The sequence below is a fragment of the Variovorax sp. J22G73 genome, from assembly GCF_030317035.1.
Classification (GTDB): Bacteria; Pseudomonadota; Gammaproteobacteria; order Burkholderiales; family Burkholderiaceae_C; genus Variovorax.
Genome location: NZ_JASZYK010000004.1, coordinates 1 through 20,181, shown reverse-complemented (window position 1 = coordinate 20,181; position 20,181 = coordinate 1). Strand labels below are relative to the sequence as shown.

Genomic DNA, 20,181 nt, shown 5'->3' with positions numbered 1-20,181 from the left:
TCCCGTTCAGCGCACCAACTTGTTGCGCTGCACCATGCTAGCCTTCGGTGCATGAGCAAAACCTCTCTCGACAAAAGCAAGATCAAGTTCCTTCTTCTTGAAGGTGTTCATCCCTCGGCCATCGAGGTGATCCGAGGGGCTGGCTACAGTCAGATCGAGACCCTGCCCAAGGCCCTGCAGGGCGAAGAGCTCAAGGCCAAGCTGGCCGACGTGCACTTCCTGGGCATCCGGTCGCAAAGCCAGCTCACCGCCGACGTGCTGTCGGCCGCGCCGAAGCTGGTGGCCGTGGGGTGCTTCTGCATCGGCACCAATCAGGTCGACCTGGACGCGGCCCGCGAGCGCGGCGTTGCCGTGTTCAACGCACCTTATTCCAATACGCGCTCGGTGGCCGAACTGGTGCTGGCCGAGGCCATCCTGCTGCTGCGCGGCATTCCCGAGAAAAACGCGCTGGCGCACCGCGGAGGCTGGCTCAAGTCGGCTGTCAATTCGCATGAAATCCGCGGCAAGACCCTGGGCATCGTGGGCTACGGCTCCATCGGCACCCAGTTGTCGGTGCTGGCCGAGGCGCTGGGCATGCACGTGGCTTTCTACGACGTGGTCAGCAAGCTGCCGCTGGGCAACGCCCGCCAGGTGCCCAAGCTGCACGACCTGCTGGCGCAGAGCGACATCGTCACCCTGCACGTGCCCGAGCTCCCTTCGACCAAGTGGATGATCGGCGAGGCGGAAATCGCCGCCATGAAGCCGGGCGGCATCCTCATCAACGCCGCGCGCGGCACGGTGGTCGAGATCGAGGCGCTGGCCAACGCCATCAAGGCCAAGAAACTCTGGGGCGCCGCCATCGACGTGTTCCCGGTCGAGCCGGGCAGCAACAAGGACGAGTTCGTGTCGGCCCTGCGCGGCCTGGACAACGTGATCCTGACCCCGCACATCGGCGGCTCCACCATGGAGGCGCAGGCCAACATCGGCGGCGAGGTGGCCGAGAAGCTGGTCAAGTACAGCGACAACGGCACCTCGATCTCGTCGGTCAATTTCCCGGAAGTGGCGCTGCCGGCGCATCCGGGCAAGCACCGGCTGCTGCACGTGCACCGCAACGTGCCGGGCGTGCTGTCGGAGATCAACAAGATCTTCTCGGACAACCACATCAACATCGCCTCGCAGTTCCTGCAGACCAACGAGAAGGTCGGCTACGTGGTGATGGACATCGACGCGGCTTCCTCCGACCTGGCGCTGGAGAAGCTGGCGAAGGTGAACGGCACCATCCGCAGCCGCGTGCTGTTCTGACGCGCTGGCTTGCTCCCTCTCCCCCGGGGAGCGGGTTGGGGTGAGGGCGCCGCGGCATTCAGCCCGCTGGCGCCCCTAGCACAAGGGCGGCCGGCACGCCACGAGGCAAGACCCCGAGGCCTGCCCTAAAATCCCCAGCCCGGCTATGGGTGCGCAGCGCCCGGCCGAGGCGCCCCACCCGATGAATGCTCCGACCGCGTTGAACACGCTGTTGGCACAGGCCGCAGAGCCTGTCCGACTGCGCGAGATCCCGTACAACTACACCAGCTTCTCCGACCGAGAAATCGTGATTCGCCTGCTGGGCGAACGCGGCTGGGACCTGCTGCAGACCCTGCGCGCCGAGCGCCGCACCGGCCGGTCGGCACGCATGCTCTACGAGGTGCTGGGCGACATCTGGGTGGTGCAGCGCAACCCCTACCTGGTCGACGACCTGCTCGACAACCCGCGCCGCCGCGGCCAGCTGGTCGATGCCCTCAAGCACCGCCTGAGCGAGGTGCAGAAGCGCCGCACCCCCGACAGCGACCCCTCGCGCGACCAGCTCGTGGGCGAGCTCACCGGCCTGGTGGGCGAGGCCGTGGCGGCCTTCGACACCAAGTTCCGCGACGTGGCCGCCCTGCGCCGCAAGGCCACGCGCGTGCTGCGCCGCCTCACGGCCAAGGACAACATCAAGTTCGACGGCCTCTCGCGCGTGTCGCACGTGACCGACGCCACCGACTGGCGCGTGGAGTACCCGTTCGTGGTGCTGTGCCCCGACACCGAGGCCGAGATGGCGTTGCTGGTCAAGGGCTGCATCGAGCTGGGCCTGACCATCATTCCGCGCGGGGGCGGCACCGGCTACACCGGCGGCGCCATTCCGCTGACCTGGAACAGCGTGGTCATCAACACCGAGAAGCTCGAGGCGATGACCGAGGTCGAGCACATGCCGCTGCCCGGCCTGGCCGACCCCGTGCCCACCATCTGGACCGAGGCCGGCGTGGTCACGCAGCGCGTGGCCGACGCGGCCGAGCGCGCGGGCTTCGTGTTCGCGGTCGACCCGACCTCGGCCGAGGCGTCGTGCGTGGGCGGCAACGTGGCCATGAACGCGGGCGGCAAGAAGGCTGTGCTGTGGGGCACGGCGCTGGACAACCTGGCCTCCTGGCGCATGGTGACGCCGCAGGCCGAGTGGCTCGAGGTCACGCGCATCGGCCACAACCTGGGCAAGATCCACGACGCCGAGAGCGCCGTGTTCGAGCTGCAGTACTACGCGGCCGACGGCAAGACGAAGCTGCGCACCGAGCGGCTCGACATTCCGGGCCGCAGCTTCCGCAAGGAAGGCCTGGGCAAGGACGTGACCGACAAGTTCCTCTCGGGCCTGCCGGGCATCCAGAAAGAGGGCTGCGACGGCCTCATCACCAGCTGCCGCTGGGTGGTGCACAAGATGCCCGCGCACACGCGCACCGTGTGCCTGGAGTTCTTCGGCAACGCGAAGGACGCGGTGCCCAGCATCGTCGAGATCAAGGACTTCATGTTCGCCGAGCAGAAGCGCTCGGGCGTGCTGCTGGCCGGCCTGGAGCACCTGGACGACCGCTACCTGAAGGCCGTGGGCTACGCCACCAAGTCGAAGAAGCACGGCGGCCTTCCCAAGATGGTGCTGTTCGGCGACATCGCCGGCGACGACGCCGATGCGGTGGCGCGTGTTACGTCGGAAGTGGTGCGCATCGCCAACTCGCGCAGCGGCGAAGGCTTCATTGCCATCAGCCCCGAGGCGCGCAAGAAGTTCTGGCTCGACCGCAAGCGCACGGCCGCCATCAGCAAGCACACCAACGCCTTCAAGATCAACGAAGACGTGGTGATTCCGCTGCCGCGCATGGCGGAGTACAGCGACGGCATCGAGCGCATCAACATCGAGCTGTCGCTGCAGAACAAGCTCGCGCTCACCGACGAGCTCGAGACCTTCCTCACGCGCGGCAACCTGCCACTGGGCAAGACCGACGACGCCCACGAGATTCCGGCGGCCGAGCTGCTGGAAGACCGCGTAGCGCAGGCCGTGGCGCTGGTGCAGGAGGTGCGCGCGCTGTGGGCCGGCTGGCTGCGCAACGTGGATGCGCAGTTCGTCCAGTTGCAGGACCATTCGCTGCGCGCGAGCTGGAAGATCCAGCTGCGCCAGCCGCTGCAGGAAATTTTCTCGGGCGCCGAGTTCGCGCCCATCCTGGCCGAGTGCACGGCCATCCACAAGCGCGTGCTCAAGGGCCGCGTGTGGGTCGCGCTGCACATGCACGCGGGCGACGGCAACGTGCACACCAACATTCCCGTGAACAGCGACAACTACGACATGCTGCAGACCGCGCATGCCGCGGTGGTGCGCATCATGGCGCTGGCGCGCAGCCTGGACGGCGTGATCTCGGGCGAGCACGGCATCGGCATCACCAAGCTCGAGTTTTTGAGCGACGAAGAGCTGCGCCCGTTCACCGAGTACAAGGCCCGGGTCGACCCCGAAGGCCGCTTCAACAAGGGCAAGCTGCTGCGCGCGCCGGCGGGCGTGGCGGAAACGCTGCATGCCGACCTGACCAACGCCTACACGCCGAGCTTCGGGCTGATGGGGCACGAGTCGCTGATCATGCAGCAGAGCGACATCGGCGCCATTGCCGACAGCGTGAAGGACTGCCTGCGCTGCGGCAAGTGCAAGCCGGTGTGCGCCACGCATGTGCCGCGCGCCAACCTGCTGTACAGCCCGCGCAACAAGATCCTCGCCACCTCGCTGCTGGTGGAGGCTTTCCTGTACGAAGAGCAGACGCGCCGCGGCGTGAGCATCAAGCACTGGGAAGAGTTCGAGGACGTGGCCGACCACTGCACCGTGTGCCACAAGTGCCTCACGCCGTGCCCGGTGAAGATCGACTTCGGCGACGTGTCCATGAACATGCGCAACCTGCTGCGCAAGATGGGGCAAAAGAGCTTCCGTCCGGGCAACGCGGCGGCCATGTTCTTCCTGAACGCGACCAACCCGCAGACCATCAAGGCGGTGCGCGCGGGCATGGTGGGCGTGGGCTTCAAGGCGCAGCGCCTGGCCAACGACCTGCTGCGCGGCCTGGCGAAGAAGCAGACCGGCGCGCCGCCGGCCACGCTGGGCCCCGCGCCGCTGAAAGAGCAGGTGGTCCACTTCATCAACAAGAAGATGCCGGGCAACCTGCCCAAGCAGACCGCGCGCGCGCTGCTCGACATCGAGGACGCGGACTACGTGCCCATCATCCGCAACCCGAAGGCGACCACCTCGGAGACGGAGGCGGTCTTCTACTTTCCGGGCTGTGGGTCGGAGCGGTTGTTCTCGCAGGTCGGGCTGGCCACGCAGGCCATGCTCTGGCATGCGGGCGTGCAGACCGTGCTGCCGCCCGGCTACCTGTGCTGCGGCTATCCGCAGCGCGGCAGCGGCCAGTTCGACAAGGCCGAGAAGATGATCACCGACAACCGCGTGCTCTTCCACCGCGTGGCGAACACGCTGAACTACCTCGACATCAAGACGGTGGTGGTGAGCTGCGGCACCTGCTACGACCAGCTGCAGGGCTACCAGTTCGACAAGATCTTCCCGGGCTGCCGGATCATCGACATCCACGAGTACCTGCTCGAGAAGGGCATCACCCTGGCGGACGCGGGCGGCGGTGGCTACCTGTACCACGACCCCTGCCACAGCCCGATGAAGCAGCAGGACCCGATGAAGACGGTGAAGGCGCTGGTGGGCGACAACGTGCTCAAGAACGACCGCTGCTGCGGCGAGTCGGGCACGCTGGGCGTGTCGCGGCCCGACATCTCCACGCAGATCCGCTTCCGCAAGGAAGAAGAGCTGAAGAAGGGCGAGGCCATGCTGCGTGATAGCGGCAAGGTCGGCGCGAACGACAACGTGAAGATCCTCACCAGCTGCCCGAGCTGCCTGCAAGGCCTCTCGCGCTACGGCAACGACCTGAACAACGGCCTGCTCGAAGCCGACTACATCGTGGTCGAGATGGCCAACAAGATCCTCGGCGCCGATTGGATGCCGACCTACGTGGCCGCGGCCAACCAGGGCGGGATCGAGCGGGTGCTGGTATGACTAGCGTGCAAGGTTGCGTGCTGTGTGACGGCCCGGGCGGCCGGCTGGTGTTCGAGGGCGCGAAGCTGCGCGTCATCCGCGCGCAGGAGGCGGGCTTTCCAGCCTTCTATCGCGTGGTGTGGCGCGACCATGCGCCGGAGTTTTCCGACCTCGACGCGGCGGACCGCGTGCTGTGCATGGATGCGGTGGCGTTGGTGGAGCAGAGCCTGCGCGAGCACCTGCAACCGGCCAAGATCAACCTGGCGGCGCTGGGCAACATGGTGGCGCACCTGCACTGGCACGTGATTGCGCGCTTCGCCGACGACAGCCACTTTCCGGGTTCGGTGTGGGCGCCGATGCTGCGCGAGCGCAATGCCGCGCAAGAGGCCGCCACCACAGCGCGCCTGCCGGCCGCCGAGGCTGCGATGATCGAGCGATTGAGCAACGGGAGCTTCTGATGGCAGGCTTGAAACCGGGCGCACCGACGCCGCAATCGATCACCGTGCACGGCCAGTCGCGCGTGCTCGAAGTGGGCTTTTCGGACGGCGCGAGCTTTCGCATTCCGTTCGAGCTGATGCGCATCTGTTCGCCGTCGGCCGAGGTGCAGGGGCATGGCCCGGGCCAGGAGATCTTGCAGACGGGCAAGCGCGAGGTCGAGCTGGTCGCGCTGGAGGCCGTGGGCAACTACGCCGTGCAGCCGACCTTCAGCGACGGCCACAACACCGGCATCTACTCGTGGGACCTGCTCTATGAACTCGGCGCGAAGCAGGCCGAGCTGTGGGCCACCTACGAAAGCCGCCTCGCGGCGGCGGGCGTGGACCGCGACGCGCCGATGATCGAGGACAGCGGCCCGGCCTGCAGCAGCCACTGAGCGGCGAAATCGCTCGAAACTCCGGCGCCGCACCGGGCCCCATGGCCCTACACCCCGGAAGGGCGCGATAAAAAAAGCAACGAATGCCCGCCGTGCCCGCGGGGTCGTCGGCTTGATGTGAAGGCTTCCGGCCTAACATCGGTCGCATGAGTACCACACACTTCGGCTTCGAAACAGTCGACGAAAGCGAGAAGGCCCGCCGCGTTCGCGGTGTCTTCGATTCGGTCGCCTCGCGCTACGACATCATGAACGACCTGATGTCGGCCGGCCTGCACCGCGCCTGGAAGGCGTACACCGTCATGGTCGCGAACGTGGGCGAAGGCTCGCGCGTGCTCGACATCGCGGGCGGCACCGGCGACCTCGCGCTGGCCTTCGCGAAGAAGGTCGGCGCCAGCGGCCAGGTGGTGCACACCGACATCAACGAAGCCATGCTTCGCACCGGCCGCGACCGCCTGCTCGACGCCGGCGTTTCGCTGCCCACCACGGTCTGCGACGCTGAAAAACTCCCGTTCCCCGACAACCACTTCGACGTGGTCACCGTGGCCTTCGGCCTGCGCAACATGACCCACAAGGACGTCGCGCTCAAGGAAATGAACCGCGTCATCAAGCCGGGCGGCAAGCTGCTCGTGCTCGAGTTCTCGAAGGTCGCCAAGCCGCTGGCCAAGGCCTACGACTGGTACTCCTTCAACGTGCTTCCCCGCCTGGGCAAGCTCGTGGCCGGCGACGACGCGAGCTATCGCTACCTGGCCGAATCGATCCGGATGCACCCCTCGCAAGAGGAACTCAAGACCCTCATGAAAGAGGGCGGTTTCGGACATGTGGACTATCACAACATGACGGGTGGCATCGCCGCGCTGCATGTTGGAATCAAATGTTGATGACGCGAATCTTTCGCTCGAGAGGAGACGACATGAAGAATTTGGGTACTTTGTTTTTGGCGGCGGCTTTGGTCCTGGGCAGTGTCCAGGCCGAGGCGGCACGCATGGGTGGCGGCAAGTCGTTCGGGCGCCAGTCGTCCAACGTGACGCAACGCCAGGCCACGCCGCCCGCATCGCCCGGCGCACCCGCGCAGCAGAACGCGACCAACGCGGCAGCCAAGCCTGCAACGCCCGCACCGGCGGCCGCTGCACCGAAGCGCCCGTGGGGCGCGATGCTCGGCGGCCTCGCGGCCGGCCTGGGCCTCGCGTGGCTCGCGCATTCGCTGGGCCTGGGCGCCGGCTTCGGCAACATCCTGCTGATCGGCCTGCTGGTGCTGGCCGGCGTGATGGTGTGGCGCATGTTCAAGGCGCGTTCGCAGGCATCGGGCGCCAGCCGCCAGGGTGGCTTCGCGTTCCAGGGCGCGGGTGCCAGCCCGAGCAACGCCAGCGCCCCCGCGCAGTACAGCCCGGCCAATGTCGGCAACGACGCCTCGGCCCGTCCGTGGGAGCGCAACGCGACGTCCTTCGACGCCACACCCTCGAACGACGCGCCGCACGGCAGCAGCCTCTCGGCAGCGGGTGCCGCGGCCGGTGGCAGCATGATCGGCTCGGCGCTCGGCGGCTCGCAGTCCTGGGGCATTCCCGCGGGCTTCGATGTCGACGGCTTCCTTGGTGCCGCGAAGCGCAACTTCGTGACGCTGCAGGACGCATGGGACCGCGCTGACGTGTCGATGCTGCGTTCGATGATGACCGACAGCATGGTCGAGGAAATTCGCACGCAGCTGGCCGACCGCGCCAGCCACACGGGCGGTGCCTCGAACAAGACCGAAGTCGTGATGCTCGACGCCAAGCTGCTGGGCATCGAAGAGCTGCCCGACGCCTACATGGCCAGCGTGGAGTTCTCCGGCATGATCCGCGAAGACGCCTCGGCCGGCCCGGGTCCGTTCCGCGAAGTCTGGAACATGACCAAGCCGACCAGCGGCAACAGCGGCTGGCTGGTGGCCGGCGTGCAGGCATTGCAGTAAGAAAAACCTGAAGCGCGGCTCCCACAGGGCCGCGACACAGACGGGATAATGGGGACATGGCCACACCATCGTCCCCTTTTTCTTTTCTCGGCGACCTGTTCAACCGCGTCGGCGAGCGTCTGCAACCCCCGGACTGGGCGGTGCACGAAATCCAGCACCGCGTCGTCCTGTTCCTGAACCATGTGCTGCAGCAGGAGCCCGAGGCCCAGCAGCGGCTGCTGCGCCAGCAGGGGCGGGTGGTGCGCTTTCAGTGGCGCTTCGTCACCATGGAGCTGGTCGCCACGCCGGCCGGCCTGCTCGACCTGGCGCCCGCGGGCTCGGTGCCCGAGCTGACCCTGACCGTCACCGACGACTCCCCCTTCGACATTGCCCGCGCCACGCTGCGCGGCGACAAGCCCGCCGTGCAGATCCTGGGTGACGTGCAGTTGGCGGCCGAGGTCAACTGGCTGGTCGACCATGTGCGCTGGGACGTCGAGGACGACCTCGCACGCGTGATCGGCGACGTGCCCGCGCACACGCTGGGCAACGGCGTGCGCCGGGTCGTGGGCGCGCTGCGCCAGTTCGTCGGCGATCGCACGGCCAAGGCCGGCGGCTCGGCGTCTGGCTCGGCGGGCAGGGTCGAATGAGTCGCTTCTATCGCGGCCTGTTCATCGTCTGGGTCGCGCTGCGCTACGGTCTCGACGAGCTCGTGCTCACGAGCTTCCAGAAGCCCTGGCTGCGCGTGGTGGCGCGCGTGGTGTCCATCGGGCGCAACCTCGATGCGCCGCGCGGCCAGCGGTTGCGCGAGGCGCTCGAGCGGCTCGGCCCCATCTTCGTGAAGTTCGGCCAGGTGCTGTCGACGCGGCGCGACCTGCTGCCGCCCGACATCGCCGACGAGCTGGCCTTTCTGCAGGACCGCGTGCCACCGTTTCCCTCGGCCGTGGCCATCGCGACCATCGAGCGCGCGTTCCGCCGTCCGGTGGGCGACGTGTTCGTGCAGTTCGACGAGACGCCCATCGCCAGCGCGTCCATCGCGCAGGTGCACTTCGCAACCATCCGCACCAACCAGGGCGAGGTGCGCGAGGTCGCGGTGAAGGTGCTGCGCCCCAACATGCGCGGCGTGATCGAGAAAGATCTGGCGCTCATGGCCATGATGGCCGGCTGGGTCGAAGGCCTCTCGGCCGACGGCAAGCGCCTGAAGCCGCGCGAGGTGGTGGGCGAGTTCGACAAGTACCTGCACGACGAGCTCGACCTGGTGCGCGAGGCGGCCAACGCGGCCCAGCTGCGCCGCAACATGGCCTCGCTCGACCTGGTGTTGATCCCCGAGATGTTCTGGGACTTCTGCCACCCCGAGGTCATGGTGATGGAGCGCATGAAGGGCGTGCCCATTGCGCAGATGGACCGCCTGCGCGCGGCCGGCGTCGACATTCCCAAGCTGGCCCGCGACGGCGTCACGATCTTCTTCACGCAGGTGTTCCGCGACGGCTTCTTCCATGCCGACATGCACCCCGGCAACATCCAGGTGAGTCTGGAGCCCGAGACCTTCGGGCGCTATATCTCGCTGGACTTCGGCATCATCGGCACGCTGACCGAGTCGGACAAGGAGTACCTCGCGCAGAACTTCGTGGCCTTCTTCCGGCGCGACTACAAGCGCGTGGCCGAGCTGCACCTGGAAAGCGGCTGGGTGCCGGTGGGCACGCGCATCGACGAGCTCGAGGCAGCCATCCGCACCGTGTGCGAGCCGTATTTCGACCGGCCGCTGAAGGAGCTGTCGCTGGGCATGGTACTGATGCGGCTGTTCCAGACCTCGCGCCGCTTCCAGGTCGAGATCCAGCCGCAGCTGGTGCTGCTGCAGAAGACGCTGCTCAACATCGAGGGCCTGGGCCGCAACATCGACCCCGACCTCGACCTCTGGGCCACGGCCAAGCCTTTTCTCGAGAAATGGATGGTCGACCAGATCGGCCCCAAGAAGCTCTTGCAGCAACTCAAGGCCGAAGCGCCGCGCTACGCCAAATTGCTTCCTCAGTTTCCGCGACTTCTGCACGATTTCCTGGAAAATCGCCCCGCCGACAACCGGCGCGAACTGCTCGAACTGCTGGCCGAACAAAAGCGCACCAACCGGTTGCTCCAGACCATCGTCTACGGTGGCATAGGTTTTGTATTGGGGTTGCTCGCCATGCAGTTGCTGGTGCGGGTGCGCTTGTTCTAGAGGAGTTTTCGCTGTGCTGCTGACGTTGGTCATCGTCTATCTGCTGGTCACCATCGCCATCGGCCTGTACGCCGCCAAGCGGGTGAAGAACACCACCGACTTCGCCATTGCCGGGCGGCACCTGCCGCTGTTCATGATCGTCACGACCACTTTCGCGACGTGGTTCGGCTCCGAAACGGTGCTGGGCATTCCGGCCAAGTTCATCGAAGGGGGCTTGAACGGCGTGGTGGAAGACCCGTTCGGCGCGGGCACCTGCCTGATCCTGGTGGGCCTGTTCTTCGCGGGCAAGCTCTACCGCATGACGCTGCTGACCATCAGCGACTACTACCGCGAGCGCTACGGCCGCACGGTGGAAGTGGCGTGCTCGCTGATCATCATGCTGAGCTACCTGGGCTGGGTGTCGGCGCAGGTCACTGCGCTGGGGCTGGTATTCAACCTGCTGTCGGCCGGCGCCATCAGCATTCCGCTGGGCATGGTGATCGGGGTGGTTTCCATCCTGGCCTACACGCTGTTCGGCGGCATGTGGTCGGTGGCCGTCACCGACTTCATGCAGATGATCATCCTGGTGGCCGGCCTGGCCGTCATCGCGATGTTCGCGGGCAACATGGCCGGCGGCGCCGACAAGGTGGTCGCCTTCGCCGTCAGCAAGGACCTGTTCAAGTTCTGGCCCGAGCCGAACTGGCACGACGTGGTGTTCTTCTTTGCCGCCGCCATCACGATGATGCTGGGCTCCATTCCGCAGCAGGACGTGTTCCAGCGCGTGATGTCGGCCAACAGCGTGAAGGCGGCCCAGCGCGGCCCGGTGATCGGCGGGGTGGCGTACATCCTGTTCGCCTTCGTGCCGATGTTCCTGGTGGCCAGCGCGCTGCTGATCATGCCGGAGCAGACCGCTACGCTGCTGAAGGAAGATCCGCAGAAGGTGCTGCCCACGCTGGTGCTGCAGAAGATGCCGTTTGTGATGCAGGTGCTGTTCTTCGGTGCGCTGCTCTCGGCCATCAAGTCGACCGCCTCGGCCACCTTGCTGGCGCCCAGCGTCACTTTCACCGAGAACATCTGGCGCCAGTTCCGCCCGGCCGGCACCGACCGCGAGAACCTCAGGACGATGCGCATCACGGTGCTGCTGTTCAGCGCCGCCGTGCTGGCCTACGCCATCCGCATGCAGGGCACGCCCATCTACGAACTGGTGTCGGGCGCCTACCAGGTGCCGCTGGTGGGCGCTTTCGTGCCGCTGGTGTGCGGCCTGTACTGGCGCCGCGCCACCACGCAGGGCGCCGTGGCGTCCATCGTGGCGGGCATCGGGGTGTGGCTGCTGTTCCTGGCCATGCCCTGGGGCAACGCCTTTCCGGCGCAGCTGGCGGGCGTGCTGTGCGCGTTCGTGGGCATGGTGGCCGGTTCGCTGCTGCCGCAATGGCTCACCAACACCCACACGCCGCACCGTCCCCTGGCGACGGAGCCGGCCTGACGCAGGGGCTCGGCGGCCACGCCGGGCGCTGTTTGGCGGGGGCGCCCCTATAATCGAGGGCTTTGCGAGCGGCAGCTGCGCCGCTTTTTTTACCCCATTCCCATGCCCATCTACGCCTACAAGTGCAGCGCCTGCGGCTTTGCCAAAGACGCTTTGCAGAAGATGTCCGACGCGCCGCTCACGGTGTGTCCGAACTGTGGCGCGAGTGCCTTCGAGAAACAGGTCACGGCCGCCGGCTTCCAGCTCAAGGGCTCGGGCTGGTACGTGACCGATTTCCGGGACGGCAGCGGCAAGAAGTCCGAGCCGTCGACCGCGCCCGCGTCGAGCGACACCGCTAACGCCAACGCCAAGTCCGGCGAATCGGCTTCGGCCAGCCCCGCCGCGGCGCCCAGCGCCGCGCCGGCGCCCGCCGCTCCGGCCCCCTCGCCGGCCCCGGCCCCCGCCGCCAAGAGCGGCGACTGACCCAGAACTACCTCCCCACCGCCATGCTCGCCCTGCGCAAATGGTTGTTCTCCGGCTTGCTGGTGATCGTTCCGCTGTTCATCACCCTCGCGGTGCTGAAGTGGATCATCGACACGCTGGACCAGACGCTCTGGGTGCTGCCCGGCGCCTGGCAGCGCTGGCTGTACGACAACAACATCCGCGGCCTCGGCGTGCTGCTCACGCTGGCGATCCTGCTGGTGGTGGGCGCCGTGGCCAGCAACTTCGTCGGCAAGCGCCTGCTCGGCTGGGGCGATGCCGTGGTGCGGCGCATTCCGGTGGTGCGCTCGATCTACTCAAGCGTCAAGCAGGTGTCGGACACGCTGTTCTCCGAGAACGGCAACGCTTTTCGCACGGCGGTGCTGGTGCAATGGCCCCGCGAAGGGGTCTGGACCATCGCCTTCGTCACCGGCACGCCGGGAGCCGACGTGGTCGAGCACCTGGGTGGCGGCGACTACCTCGGCGTATACGTGCCGACCACGCCCAACCCCACGGGCGGCTACTTCGTGATGCTCAAGCGCAGCGACTGCATCGAACTGAAGATGAGCGTGGACGAAGCGCTCAAGTACATCGTCTCGATGGGGGTGGTCGTTCCAGGCGGCCCCGCCACGGTGGCGGTGAAGTCTTCCAACTCATAAAAACGAACGCGCCCACAAGGCGCCGGAATGGATTCCTATGGCCATGCGTACTCACTATTGCGGTCTTGTGACCGAAGCCCTGCTGGGCCAGACCGTCACCCTGTGCGGCTGGGTCAACCGTCGCCGCGACCACGGCGGCGTGATCTTCATCGACGTGCGTGACCGCGAAGGCTACGTGCAGGTGGTGTGCGACCCCGACCGCGCCTCGACCTTCGCCGTGGCCGAGAACCTGCGCAACGAGTTCTGCGTGCAGATCACCGGCTTGGTGCGCTCGCGCCCCGAAGGCACGACCAACGACAGCCTGAAGAGCGGCAAGATCGAAGTGCTGTGCCACGAGCTGAAGGTGCTCAACCCCTCGGTCACGCCCCCGTTCCTGCTGGACGACGACAACCTGTCGGAAACCACCCGCCTCACGCACCGCGTGCTCGACCTGCGCCGCCCGGCCATGCAGCGCAACATGATGCTGCGCTACAAGGTGACGATGGAAACGCGCAAGTTCCTCGACGCCAACGGCTTCATCGACATCGAGACGCCGATGCTCGGCAAGTCCACGCCCGAAGGTGCGCGCGACTACCTCGTGCCCAGCCGCGTGCACGACGGCAGCTTCTTCGCGCTGCCGCAGTCGCCGCAGCTGTTTAAGCAGCTCTTGATGGTGGCCGGCTACGACCGCTACTACCAGATCGTGAAGTGCTTCCGCGACGAAGACCTGCGCGCCGACCGCCAGCCCGAATTCACGCAGATCGACATCGAGACCTCGTTCCTCGCCGAAGAGGAAATCCGAGAGATGTTCGAAGGCATGATCCGCAACGTGTTCCGCAATGCCGCGGGCATCGACCTGCCGGTGTTCCCGACCATGACGTACGGCGACGCGATGTTCAAGTACGGCTCGGACAAGCCCGACCTGCGCGTGAAGCTCGAGTTCACCGAACTCACCGAGCTGATGAAGCGCGTGGAATTCAAGGTGTTCTCGAACGCCGCGACGCAAAAGGACGGCCGCGTGGTTGCATTGCGCGTGCCCGGCGGCGGTGGCGAAGGTGGCCTGTCGCGCGGTGAAATCGACGCGTACCAGGAATTCGTGAAGATCTACGGCGCCAAGGGCCTGGCCTACATCAAGGTCAACGACGCAGCCGCTGGCCGCGAAGGCCTGCAAAGCCCGATCGTGAAGAACCTGGACGACAACACGCTGGCCGAGATCATCGCCCGCACGGGTGCGCGCAACGGCGACATCCTGTTCTTCGGCGCCGACAAGGAAAAGGTCGTCAACGACGCCATCGGCGCGCTGCGCGTGAAGATCGGCCACAGCGCCTTCGGCAAGAAGAGCGGCCTGTTCGACGACCGCTGGGCACCGCTGTGGGTGGTGGACTTTCCGATGTTCGAGTTCGACGAGGAAGGCCAGCGCTGGAGCGCCGTGCACCACCCGTTCACCGCACCGAAGGACGGCCATGAAGACCTCATGGACACCGCGCCCGAGAAGTGCATCGCCAAGGCCTACGACATGGTGCTCAACGGCATCGAGATGGGCGGCGGTTCGGTGCGTATCCACCGCGAGGAAGTGCAGAGCAAGGTGTTCCGCGCGCTGAAGATCAGTGCCGAGGACGCGCAGCTGAAGTTCGGCTTCCTGCTGGACGCGCTGCAATACGGCGCCCCCCCGCACGGCGGCATCGCCATCGGCCTGGACCGCCTGGTCATGCTGATGACCGGCGCCGAGTCGATCCGCGACGTGATCGCCTTCCCCAAGACCCAGCGCGCGCAAGACCTGCTGACGCAGGCGCCCAGCCCGGTCGACGAGAAGCAGCTGCGCGAGCTGCACATCAAGCTGCGCAACACGCCCCAAGCCGCTTGATGGTCTGACGCCATGACGACCAGCCCCCGGCCCTGGAAGATCCCGGAGTCGGTGCTGGTCGTGATCCACACGCCGGCGCTCGATGTGCTGCTCATCCGGCGTGCGGATGCGGAGACCGACTTCTGGCAATCGGTCACCGGCAGCAAGGATGTTGTCGACGAGCCGCTCGCGCTCACCGCCGCGCGCGAGGTGGCCGAGGAAACCGGCTTCCAATGCGGCGAGGGCACCGCGCTGGCCCCGCAGCTGGTCGACTGGCAACTGCGCAACGTCTACGAGATCTACCCGCGCTGGCGTGCCCGCTACGCGCCCGGCGTGACTCACAACACCGAGCACCTGTTCGGCCTGTGCGTGCCCGAACGCCTCACCCCCACGCTCGCACCGCGCGAGCACACCGACTGGCGCTGGCTGCCTTACCAGGAGGCGGCGGACGCGTGCTTTTCCCCATCGAACGCCGAAGCCATTCTGTTGCTGCCAGAATTTGCCCGATGAACCAGCCGGCAGCAGCACAGAACCTCCGGGTCGCGACCTACAACATCCACAAGGGTGTGCAGGGCATCGGGCCCGCCCGGCGACTCGAAATCCACAACCTCGGCCATGCCATCGAACAACTCGATGCGGACATCATCTGCCTGCAGGAGGTTCGCAAGATGAACCGGCAGGCCGCGCAGCGCTTCGCTCGCTGGCCCGAACTGCCGCAGGCCGACTTCCTGGCGCCCGAGGGCTATACCGCCGTCTACGAGACCAATGCCGTCACGCGCCATGGCGAGCACGGCAACGCGCTGCTCACCCGTTGGCCGGTGATCCGCACCAGCCACCAGGACATTTCCGATCACCGTTTCGAGCAGCGCGGCCTGCTGCACGTGGTGATCGACGTGGACGGCCAGCCGGTGCACGCCATCGTGGTGCACCTGGGCCTCATCAAAGGCAGCCGGGTGCGGCAGATTGCCCGCTTGCGCGAGTTCATCGACCGCGAGGTGCCGCCCGGCGAAGCCGTAGTGGTGGCCGGCGACTTCAATGACTGGGGTGCGCGCATGCGCTACGCCATGAACGCCATGGGCATGCGCGATGCCAGCGACCTGCGCGGCCCGCGCACGCTCACCTATCCCTCGCGCTTGCCGGTGGCGCAGCTCGACTTCGTCTACGGACGCAAGCTGGAGCCGCTGGCCTGTTCGGTTCCCAGGGGACCGATCTGGGCCCGCATGTCCGACCACCTGCCGTTGGTCGCCGATTTCACGCTACTCAATTGATAGCATCGCTCCAAGAAGGGACGGGCGTTGCAGCCCCGAATGTCTGGAGTCATTCACTGGTACGATCCCCGCCATGCTCAGGAAAACCGACGTCGACCCGCGCCCCGATCGAAACGACGATGACGAGGGAACGCCCGTCTCCGTGAAGATTCGCGAGCGCATTGCCGCCGCGCGCAAGCGCTTCAACGCCAACGACAACATCGCCGAATTCATCCAGCCCGGCGAGCTGGAAGCGCTGCTCGACGAGGTCGAGGTCAAGATGAAGGGCGTGCTCGACAGCCTGGTCATCGACGTCGAGAACGACCACAACACCGACAACACCGCGCGCCGCGTCGCCAAGATGTACGTGAACGAGGTGTTCCGCGGCCGCTACGTGCCGCCGCCCGCGCTCACCGAGTTTCCCAACGCCGAGCACCTGAACGAGCTGATGATCGTCGGCCCGATCACCGTGCGCAGTGCCTGCTCGCACCACTTCTGCCCGATCATCGGCAAGCTCTGGATCGGCGTGATGCCCAACGAGCACACCAACGTGATCGGCCTGTCGAAGTACGCGCGCCTGGCCGAATGGGTGATGGGGCGCCCGCAGATCCAGGAAGAAGCCATCGTGCAGCTCGCCGACCTGATCCAGGAAAAGACGCGCCCCGACGGCCTCGCGCTGGTGATGGAAGCCGAACATTTCTGCATGGCCTGGCGCGGCGTGAAGGAAATGGACAGCAAGATGATCAATTCCGTGATGCGCGGCGTGTTCCTGAAAGACCCGAGCCTGCGCCGCGAATTTTTGTCTCTCCTTCCCAGAAAGAGCTGAACATGCTGGTCCGACTCCTCTACGCCAGCCGCGCCGTCGACACCAGTCCCGAGGCGATCGAGGCGATCCTCAGCAAGTCGCGCACGCACAACCCGGCCTGCGGCATCACCGGCATTCTTTGCTACGGCGCGGGCACATTCCTGCAGGCGATCGAGGGCGGGCGCGACGCCATCAGCGACCTGTACGGCCACATCCAGCGCGACGCGCGCCACAAGGACGTGGTGCTGCTGCACTACGAGGAAATCGCCGAACGCCGTTTCGGCGGATGGACCATGGGGCAGGTCAACCTGTCGAAGCTGAATGCCTCGACGCTGCTGAAGTATTCCGAAAAGCCCGAGCTCGACCCGTACAAGGTCTCGGGCAAGGTCTCGCTGGCGCTGCTGGAAGAACTGATGGCCACCGCCGCCATCGTCGGCCGCCACTGAACGCGGGGTGCCGCTCTCCGCATTCGCGCTGATCCTGCTCGCCGGGGTCATTCATGCCGGCTGGAACATCGCCGCCAAGAAGGCGAACGGCGACGCGCGCTTCAGCTTCCAGACCAGCGTGTTCAACATGCTGATCTGGGCGCCCGTGGGCATCACGCTGGGTTGGAACGTGGTGCCGGGCTGGGGCCCGACGGAGTGGGGCTTCGTCGTACTCAGCGGCGTATTGCACATCTTCTATTTCATCGTGCTGCTGCGCGGATACCGCAGGTCGGACCTGACGGTGGTCTATCCGCTCGCGCGGGGTTCGGGGCCTTTGCTGTCGTCGCTGGTGGCGGTGCTGTTTCTCGGCGAAAAGATCAGCGCGGTCGGCGTAGCGGGCATTGCCGGCGTGGTGGGCGGCGTGTTCCTGGTGGCCGGCGGGCCCAAGCTGTGGCGCAAGGCGCACGACCCGGTGCAGCGCGAGCGGGTGCTCAAGGGCATTCGCTACGGCGTGCTCACGGGCGGCTTCATCGCGGCGTACACGGTGGCCGACAGCTACGCGGTCAAGTTCTTGGCCATGTCGCCGATTCTTCTCGACTACTTCGGCAATCTCGTGCGCATGGTGCTGCTGGCCCCCGTCGCGCTGAAAGACCGCGCGACCACCGTGCGGCTGTGGCGCCAGCAATGGAAGTACGCGCTGCTGGTGGCGGCGGTCAGCCCTGTGTCCTATGTGCTCGTGCTGTATGCGGTGCAGCAGGCGCCCATCTCCCATGTGGCGCCGGCGCGCGAGGTGTCGATGCTGTTCGCCGCGCTGATCGGCGGGCACCTGCTGCGCGAGGGCGACCGGCTGCTGCGGCTGTTGGGCGCGGTGTTCATCGCCGCCGGCGTGGTGGCGTTGGCGCTGGGCTGAGGCGATGGCGCTGCTCGGCTGCGACTTCTCGAGCGCACCGACGCGGCGCAAGCCCATCGTGGTGGCGCTCGGGGAGCTTGTCGGCGCTCGACGCGTCAGGCTGACGGGCCTGCAGCGTTTTTCCACGCTCGACGCCTGGGGAGACTGGTTGTGCGCCACGCCTTCCTGGGTCGGTGGCTTCGACTTTCCATTCAGCCTGCCGCGCGAACTGGTCGAGCACCTGGGCTGGCCCGTGCAATGGGCGCCGCTGATGGCGCACTACGCGGGCTTGAGCCGCGCAGAAATCAGGAACACTTTCGCCGCGTTCTGTGCGGCCCGGCCCGTGGGTGGCAAGTTCGCGCACCGTGCAGCGGACCTGCCGGCAGGGTCCAGCCCGTCGATGAAGTGGGTGAACCCGCCGGTGGCTTACATGCTGCACGCGGGCGTGCCGCGTCTGTTGGCGGCGGGTGCGCGCATTCCGGGGTTGCACGAGGGGGACGGCGCCAACCGTATTGCATTGGAGGCTTACCCCGGCCTGCTGGCACGCGAACTAATCGCACGGCGCAGTTACAAGAGTGACGACCTCGCCAAGCAGACGCCCGAGCGGCTGGCGGCGCGCACTGACTTGCTCGCAGCGCTGGAAGGCGGCGACAGCCGGCTTGGCCTGGGGCTCGATATCACCGGGGCGCAACGCGGGGAATTGCTGGCAGATGCCCGCGGTGACGACATCGACGCGGTGATGTGCCTGCTGCAGGCCGCCTGGGGTTCGCTTCGCGCGGGCAGCGTCGGGCCCGGCTATGGCTTGCCGGAGCGTTTCGACCCGCTTGAAGGATGGATCGTGACCGCCTGAGCCTTGTTGTCCTACACCGCTTCGGGCTTCCGGCGGTGTTCGGTGCCTGTGCGTGGGGCATAGATTGAAGTCAGTGGGTCAACCCGGCCCACACATTCACCTACGCAGGAAGGAACGCATCATGAACAAGGACCAAGTGGCAGGCCGAGTCGAAGAGGCCAAGGGCAAGATCAAGGAAGCCGCCGGCAAGGTGGTGGGCAATGAAAAGCTGCAGGGCGAAGGCGTGGCCGACCAAGCCGCCGGCAAGGTACAGAAGACCTACGGCGACGTGAAGGAAGACGCCAAGGACGCGATCAAGCGCGGCGCCGACAAGCTGTGACCGGACCAAGGGTTGCACGTGCCCGCCAAGCGGGTGTGTGCAGCCCTTTTTTCTTTTATGCGTGATTCCCAGTGACTCACGCAGATCGACAGGAGGTTCTCATGAGCAAACAAGAGCAATACGCCCCATCCATTGCCATGCCGCGTTCGCGGGCATGGTTTGTCGTCTTGGCCGCAGGTGCCGCGTTGATGCTGGCCGCCTGCGACAAGTCGGACAACCGCACCGCCGGCGAGAAGCTGGACAGCGCCGTAGCAAAGACCGAGCAGGCCGCGCAGACCGCCGCCACGAAAACGGGTGAAGCAGTCAGGGAAGCCAAGGCCAAGGTCGACGCTTCGGGAACGACTGCCGAAGTGAAGGACGGCATGGCGAACGTGAAGGAAGCGGCCAAGGACGCGGGTGCTGCAGTTAGCGCGACGGTTGACGATGCGGCCATCACGGCTTCGGTCTCTGCTGGGCTGGCGAAGGACCCGGACTTGAGCGCGATCAAGATCAACGTCGATACCAAGGCGGGGGCAGTGAGCCTGAAGGGGCCGGCGCCCACGGCCGCTGCGAAGGCGCGTGCGGAAGAGATCGCGAAGGGGGTGCAGGGCGTGACTTCGGTGGACAACCAGTTGGAGGTCAGGAGCTGATCTCTACGCTTCTGTGCAGTAAGAAGCCCGGCTCGTCCGGGCTTTTTGTTGTCTCAACCGACCTGGTGCGGTGCTCGAAGGCGGCTTGAGACAAAAAAACTTGTCGGCTTCTTGCGTCAGGTGCTGAAAACTGTGCATAATCGAGGGCTCGACTGACAGCCACTGCAAAGTGAGTCGCGGTGAGTTCTTCGGAATTGACTGTGAGTGAGTCGGGTAAAAAAACTTCCTTCGAAGTTGACGCGGTTTGAAAAAGCAGTGCATAATCGAAGGCTTCGCTGAAATGACTTCGGCGGC

At 66.3% G+C, this 20,181-nt stretch carries 21 protein-coding genes; 20 read left to right on the top strand and 1 reads right to left on the bottom strand.

Features of this window, described 5'->3' with window-relative positions; translation table 11 throughout:
• Positions 1-51 precede the first annotated feature (51 nt).
• From serA to QTI51_RS16400, 20 genes are all read left to right on the top strand, one after another.
• Positions 52-1,281: a phosphoglycerate dehydrogenase gene (serA, locus tag QTI51_RS16495; RefSeq protein ID WP_116909141.1), complete on the top strand. Its 1,230-nt coding sequence runs from the start codon at positions 52-54 to the stop codon at positions 1,279-1,281.
• Between the two features lie 181 nt (positions 1,282-1,462).
• On the top strand, positions 1,463-5,341 hold the full coding sequence (locus QTI51_RS16490) for a DUF3683 domain-containing protein (RefSeq protein WP_116909618.1): 3,879 nt from the start codon (positions 1,463-1,465) through the stop codon (positions 5,339-5,341).
• Positions 5,338-5,778, top strand: coding sequence for an HIT family protein (locus tag QTI51_RS16485; RefSeq protein WP_116909140.1), 441 nt, complete (start codon positions 5,338-5,340; stop codon positions 5,776-5,778). The genes QTI51_RS16490 and QTI51_RS16485 overlap by 4 nt, the downstream gene beginning before the upstream one ends.
• Positions 5,778-6,191 carry a gamma-butyrobetaine hydroxylase family protein gene (locus tag QTI51_RS16480; RefSeq protein ID WP_116909139.1) on the top strand — a complete coding sequence of 138 codons (414 nt, stop codon included), beginning with the start codon at positions 5,778-5,780 and terminating at the stop codon, positions 6,189-6,191. The genes QTI51_RS16485 and QTI51_RS16480 overlap by 1 nt, the downstream gene beginning before the upstream one ends.
• 146 nt (positions 6,192-6,337) lie before the next feature.
• Positions 6,338-7,069, top strand: a complete 732-nt coding sequence (ubiE, locus tag QTI51_RS16475) for a bifunctional demethylmenaquinone methyltransferase/2-methoxy-6-polyprenyl-1,4-benzoquinol methylase UbiE (RefSeq protein WP_116909138.1) — start codon at positions 6,338-6,340, stop codon at positions 7,067-7,069.
• 32 nt (positions 7,070-7,101) lie between these two features.
• On the top strand, positions 7,102-8,133 hold the full coding sequence (locus QTI51_RS16470; protein WP_116909137.1) for a Tim44 domain-containing protein: 1,032 nt from the start codon (positions 7,102-7,104) through the stop codon (positions 8,131-8,133).
• A 56-nt stretch (positions 8,134-8,189) separates the two neighbouring features.
• Positions 8,190-8,759 carry a ubiquinone biosynthesis accessory factor UbiJ gene (locus QTI51_RS16465; protein ID WP_116909136.1) on the top strand — a complete coding sequence of 190 codons (570 nt, stop codon included), beginning with the start codon at positions 8,190-8,192 and terminating at the stop codon, positions 8,757-8,759.
• Complete coding sequence (gene ubiB / locus QTI51_RS16460) at positions 8,756-10,321, top strand: ubiquinone biosynthesis regulatory protein kinase UbiB (protein ID WP_116909135.1); 1,566 nt, start codon at positions 8,756-8,758, stop codon at positions 10,319-10,321. Before QTI51_RS16465 ends, ubiB begins: the two co-directional genes overlap by 4 nt.
• Positions 10,322-10,334: 13 nt before the next feature.
• Positions 10,335-11,783 carry a high affinity choline transporter 1 gene (locus tag QTI51_RS16455; RefSeq protein WP_116909134.1) on the top strand — a complete coding sequence of 483 codons (1,449 nt, stop codon included), beginning with the start codon at positions 10,335-10,337 and terminating at the stop codon, positions 11,781-11,783.
• 102 nt (positions 11,784-11,885) lie between these two features.
• Positions 11,886-12,245: an FmdB family zinc ribbon protein gene (locus tag QTI51_RS16450; protein ID WP_116909133.1), complete on the top strand. Its 360-nt coding sequence runs from the start codon at positions 11,886-11,888 to the stop codon at positions 12,243-12,245.
• 23 nt (positions 12,246-12,268) lie between these two features.
• Positions 12,269-12,901 carry a DUF502 domain-containing protein gene (locus tag QTI51_RS16445; protein ID WP_116909132.1) on the top strand — a complete coding sequence of 211 codons (633 nt, stop codon included), beginning with the start codon at positions 12,269-12,271 and terminating at the stop codon, positions 12,899-12,901.
• A 37-nt stretch (positions 12,902-12,938) separates the two neighbouring features.
• Positions 12,939-14,744: an aspartate--tRNA ligase gene (aspS, locus tag QTI51_RS16440; protein WP_116909131.1), complete on the top strand. Its 1,806-nt coding sequence runs from the start codon at positions 12,939-12,941 to the stop codon at positions 14,742-14,744.
• Between the two features lie 12 nt (positions 14,745-14,756).
• Positions 14,757-15,233, top strand: coding sequence for a dihydroneopterin triphosphate diphosphatase (nudB, locus tag QTI51_RS16435; protein ID WP_116909130.1), 477 nt, complete (start codon positions 14,757-14,759; stop codon positions 15,231-15,233).
• Positions 15,230-15,991 carry an endonuclease/exonuclease/phosphatase family protein gene (locus tag QTI51_RS16430; RefSeq protein ID WP_116909129.1) on the top strand — a complete coding sequence of 254 codons (762 nt, stop codon included), beginning with the start codon at positions 15,230-15,232 and terminating at the stop codon, positions 15,989-15,991. Before nudB ends, QTI51_RS16430 begins: the two co-directional genes overlap by 4 nt.
• Before the next feature lie 73 nt (positions 15,992-16,064).
• Positions 16,065-16,796 (top strand): GTP cyclohydrolase I, encoded by a 732-nt coding sequence (gene folE, locus QTI51_RS16425; protein ID WP_116909128.1) that lies wholly within the window; start codon positions 16,065-16,067, stop codon positions 16,794-16,796.
• A gap of 2 nt (positions 16,797-16,798) precedes the next feature.
• Complete coding sequence (locus tag QTI51_RS16420) at positions 16,799-17,221, top strand: BLUF domain-containing protein (RefSeq protein WP_116909127.1); 423 nt, start codon at positions 16,799-16,801, stop codon at positions 17,219-17,221.
• Between the two features lie 7 nt (positions 17,222-17,228).
• Positions 17,229-18,110 (top strand): EamA family transporter, encoded by an 882-nt coding sequence (locus QTI51_RS16415; protein WP_116909126.1) that lies wholly within the window; start codon positions 17,229-17,231, stop codon positions 18,108-18,110.
• Between the two features lie 4 nt (positions 18,111-18,114).
• Positions 18,115-18,939 carry a DUF429 domain-containing protein gene (locus QTI51_RS16410; RefSeq protein ID WP_116909125.1) on the top strand — a complete coding sequence of 275 codons (825 nt, stop codon included), beginning with the start codon at positions 18,115-18,117 and terminating at the stop codon, positions 18,937-18,939.
• 121 nt (positions 18,940-19,060) lie between these two features.
• The gene (locus QTI51_RS16405; protein ID WP_116909124.1) at positions 19,061-19,258 is read left to right on the top strand and encodes a CsbD family protein; all 198 of its coding nucleotides are present in this window, start codon (positions 19,061-19,063) and stop codon (positions 19,256-19,258) included.
• A 101-nt stretch (positions 19,259-19,359) separates the two neighbouring features.
• Positions 19,360-19,887, top strand: coding sequence for a BON domain-containing protein (locus QTI51_RS16400; protein ID WP_116909123.1), 528 nt, complete (start codon positions 19,360-19,362; stop codon positions 19,885-19,887).
• Here the strand turns inward: QTI51_RS16400 and QTI51_RS16395 are convergent.
• Positions 19,877-20,181, bottom strand: a 305-nt coding sequence (locus QTI51_RS16395; RefSeq protein ID WP_286547625.1) for a hypothetical protein, incomplete at its 5' end; no start/stop codon positions are given. The genes QTI51_RS16400 and QTI51_RS16395 overlap by 11 nt on opposite strands.

Bases quoted from the DNA above. Each gene is read 5' to 3' on its own strand.
- serA (WP_116909141.1), top strand. From the start codon at position 52: ATGAGCAAAACCTCTCTCGACAAAAGCAAGATCAAGTTCCTTCTTCTT.
- QTI51_RS16490 (WP_116909618.1), top strand. From the start codon at position 1,463: ATGAATGCTCCGACCGCGTTGAACACGCTGTTGGCACAGGCCGCAGAG.
- QTI51_RS16485 (WP_116909140.1), top strand. From the start codon at position 5,338: ATGACTAGCGTGCAAGGTTGCGTGCTGTGTGACGGCCCGGGCGGCCGG.
- QTI51_RS16480 (WP_116909139.1), top strand. From the start codon at position 5,778: ATGGCAGGCTTGAAACCGGGCGCACCGACGCCGCAATCGATCACCGTG.
- ubiE (WP_116909138.1), top strand. From the start codon at position 6,338: ATGAGTACCACACACTTCGGCTTCGAAACAGTCGACGAAAGCGAGAAG.
- QTI51_RS16470 (WP_116909137.1), top strand. From the start codon at position 7,102: ATGAAGAATTTGGGTACTTTGTTTTTGGCGGCGGCTTTGGTCCTGGGC.
- QTI51_RS16465 (WP_116909136.1), top strand. From the start codon at position 8,190: ATGGCCACACCATCGTCCCCTTTTTCTTTTCTCGGCGACCTGTTCAAC.
- ubiB (WP_116909135.1), top strand. From the start codon at position 8,756: ATGAGTCGCTTCTATCGCGGCCTGTTCATCGTCTGGGTCGCGCTGCGC.
- QTI51_RS16450 (WP_116909133.1), top strand. From the start codon at position 11,886: ATGCCCATCTACGCCTACAAGTGCAGCGCCTGCGGCTTTGCCAAAGAC.
- QTI51_RS16445 (WP_116909132.1), top strand. From the start codon at position 12,269: ATGCTCGCCCTGCGCAAATGGTTGTTCTCCGGCTTGCTGGTGATCGTT.
- aspS (WP_116909131.1), top strand. From the start codon at position 12,939: ATGGCCATGCGTACTCACTATTGCGGTCTTGTGACCGAAGCCCTGCTG.
- nudB (WP_116909130.1), top strand. From the start codon at position 14,757: ATGACGACCAGCCCCCGGCCCTGGAAGATCCCGGAGTCGGTGCTGGTC.
- QTI51_RS16430 (WP_116909129.1), top strand. From the start codon at position 15,230: ATGAACCAGCCGGCAGCAGCACAGAACCTCCGGGTCGCGACCTACAAC.
- folE (WP_116909128.1), top strand. From the start codon at position 16,065: ATGCTCAGGAAAACCGACGTCGACCCGCGCCCCGATCGAAACGACGAT.
- QTI51_RS16420 (WP_116909127.1), top strand. From the start codon at position 16,799: ATGCTGGTCCGACTCCTCTACGCCAGCCGCGCCGTCGACACCAGTCCC.
- QTI51_RS16410 (WP_116909125.1), top strand. From the start codon at position 18,115: ATGGCGCTGCTCGGCTGCGACTTCTCGAGCGCACCGACGCGGCGCAAG.
- QTI51_RS16405 (WP_116909124.1), top strand. From the start codon at position 19,061: ATGAACAAGGACCAAGTGGCAGGCCGAGTCGAAGAGGCCAAGGGCAAG.
- QTI51_RS16400 (WP_116909123.1), top strand. From the start codon at position 19,360: ATGAGCAAACAAGAGCAATACGCCCCATCCATTGCCATGCCGCGTTCG.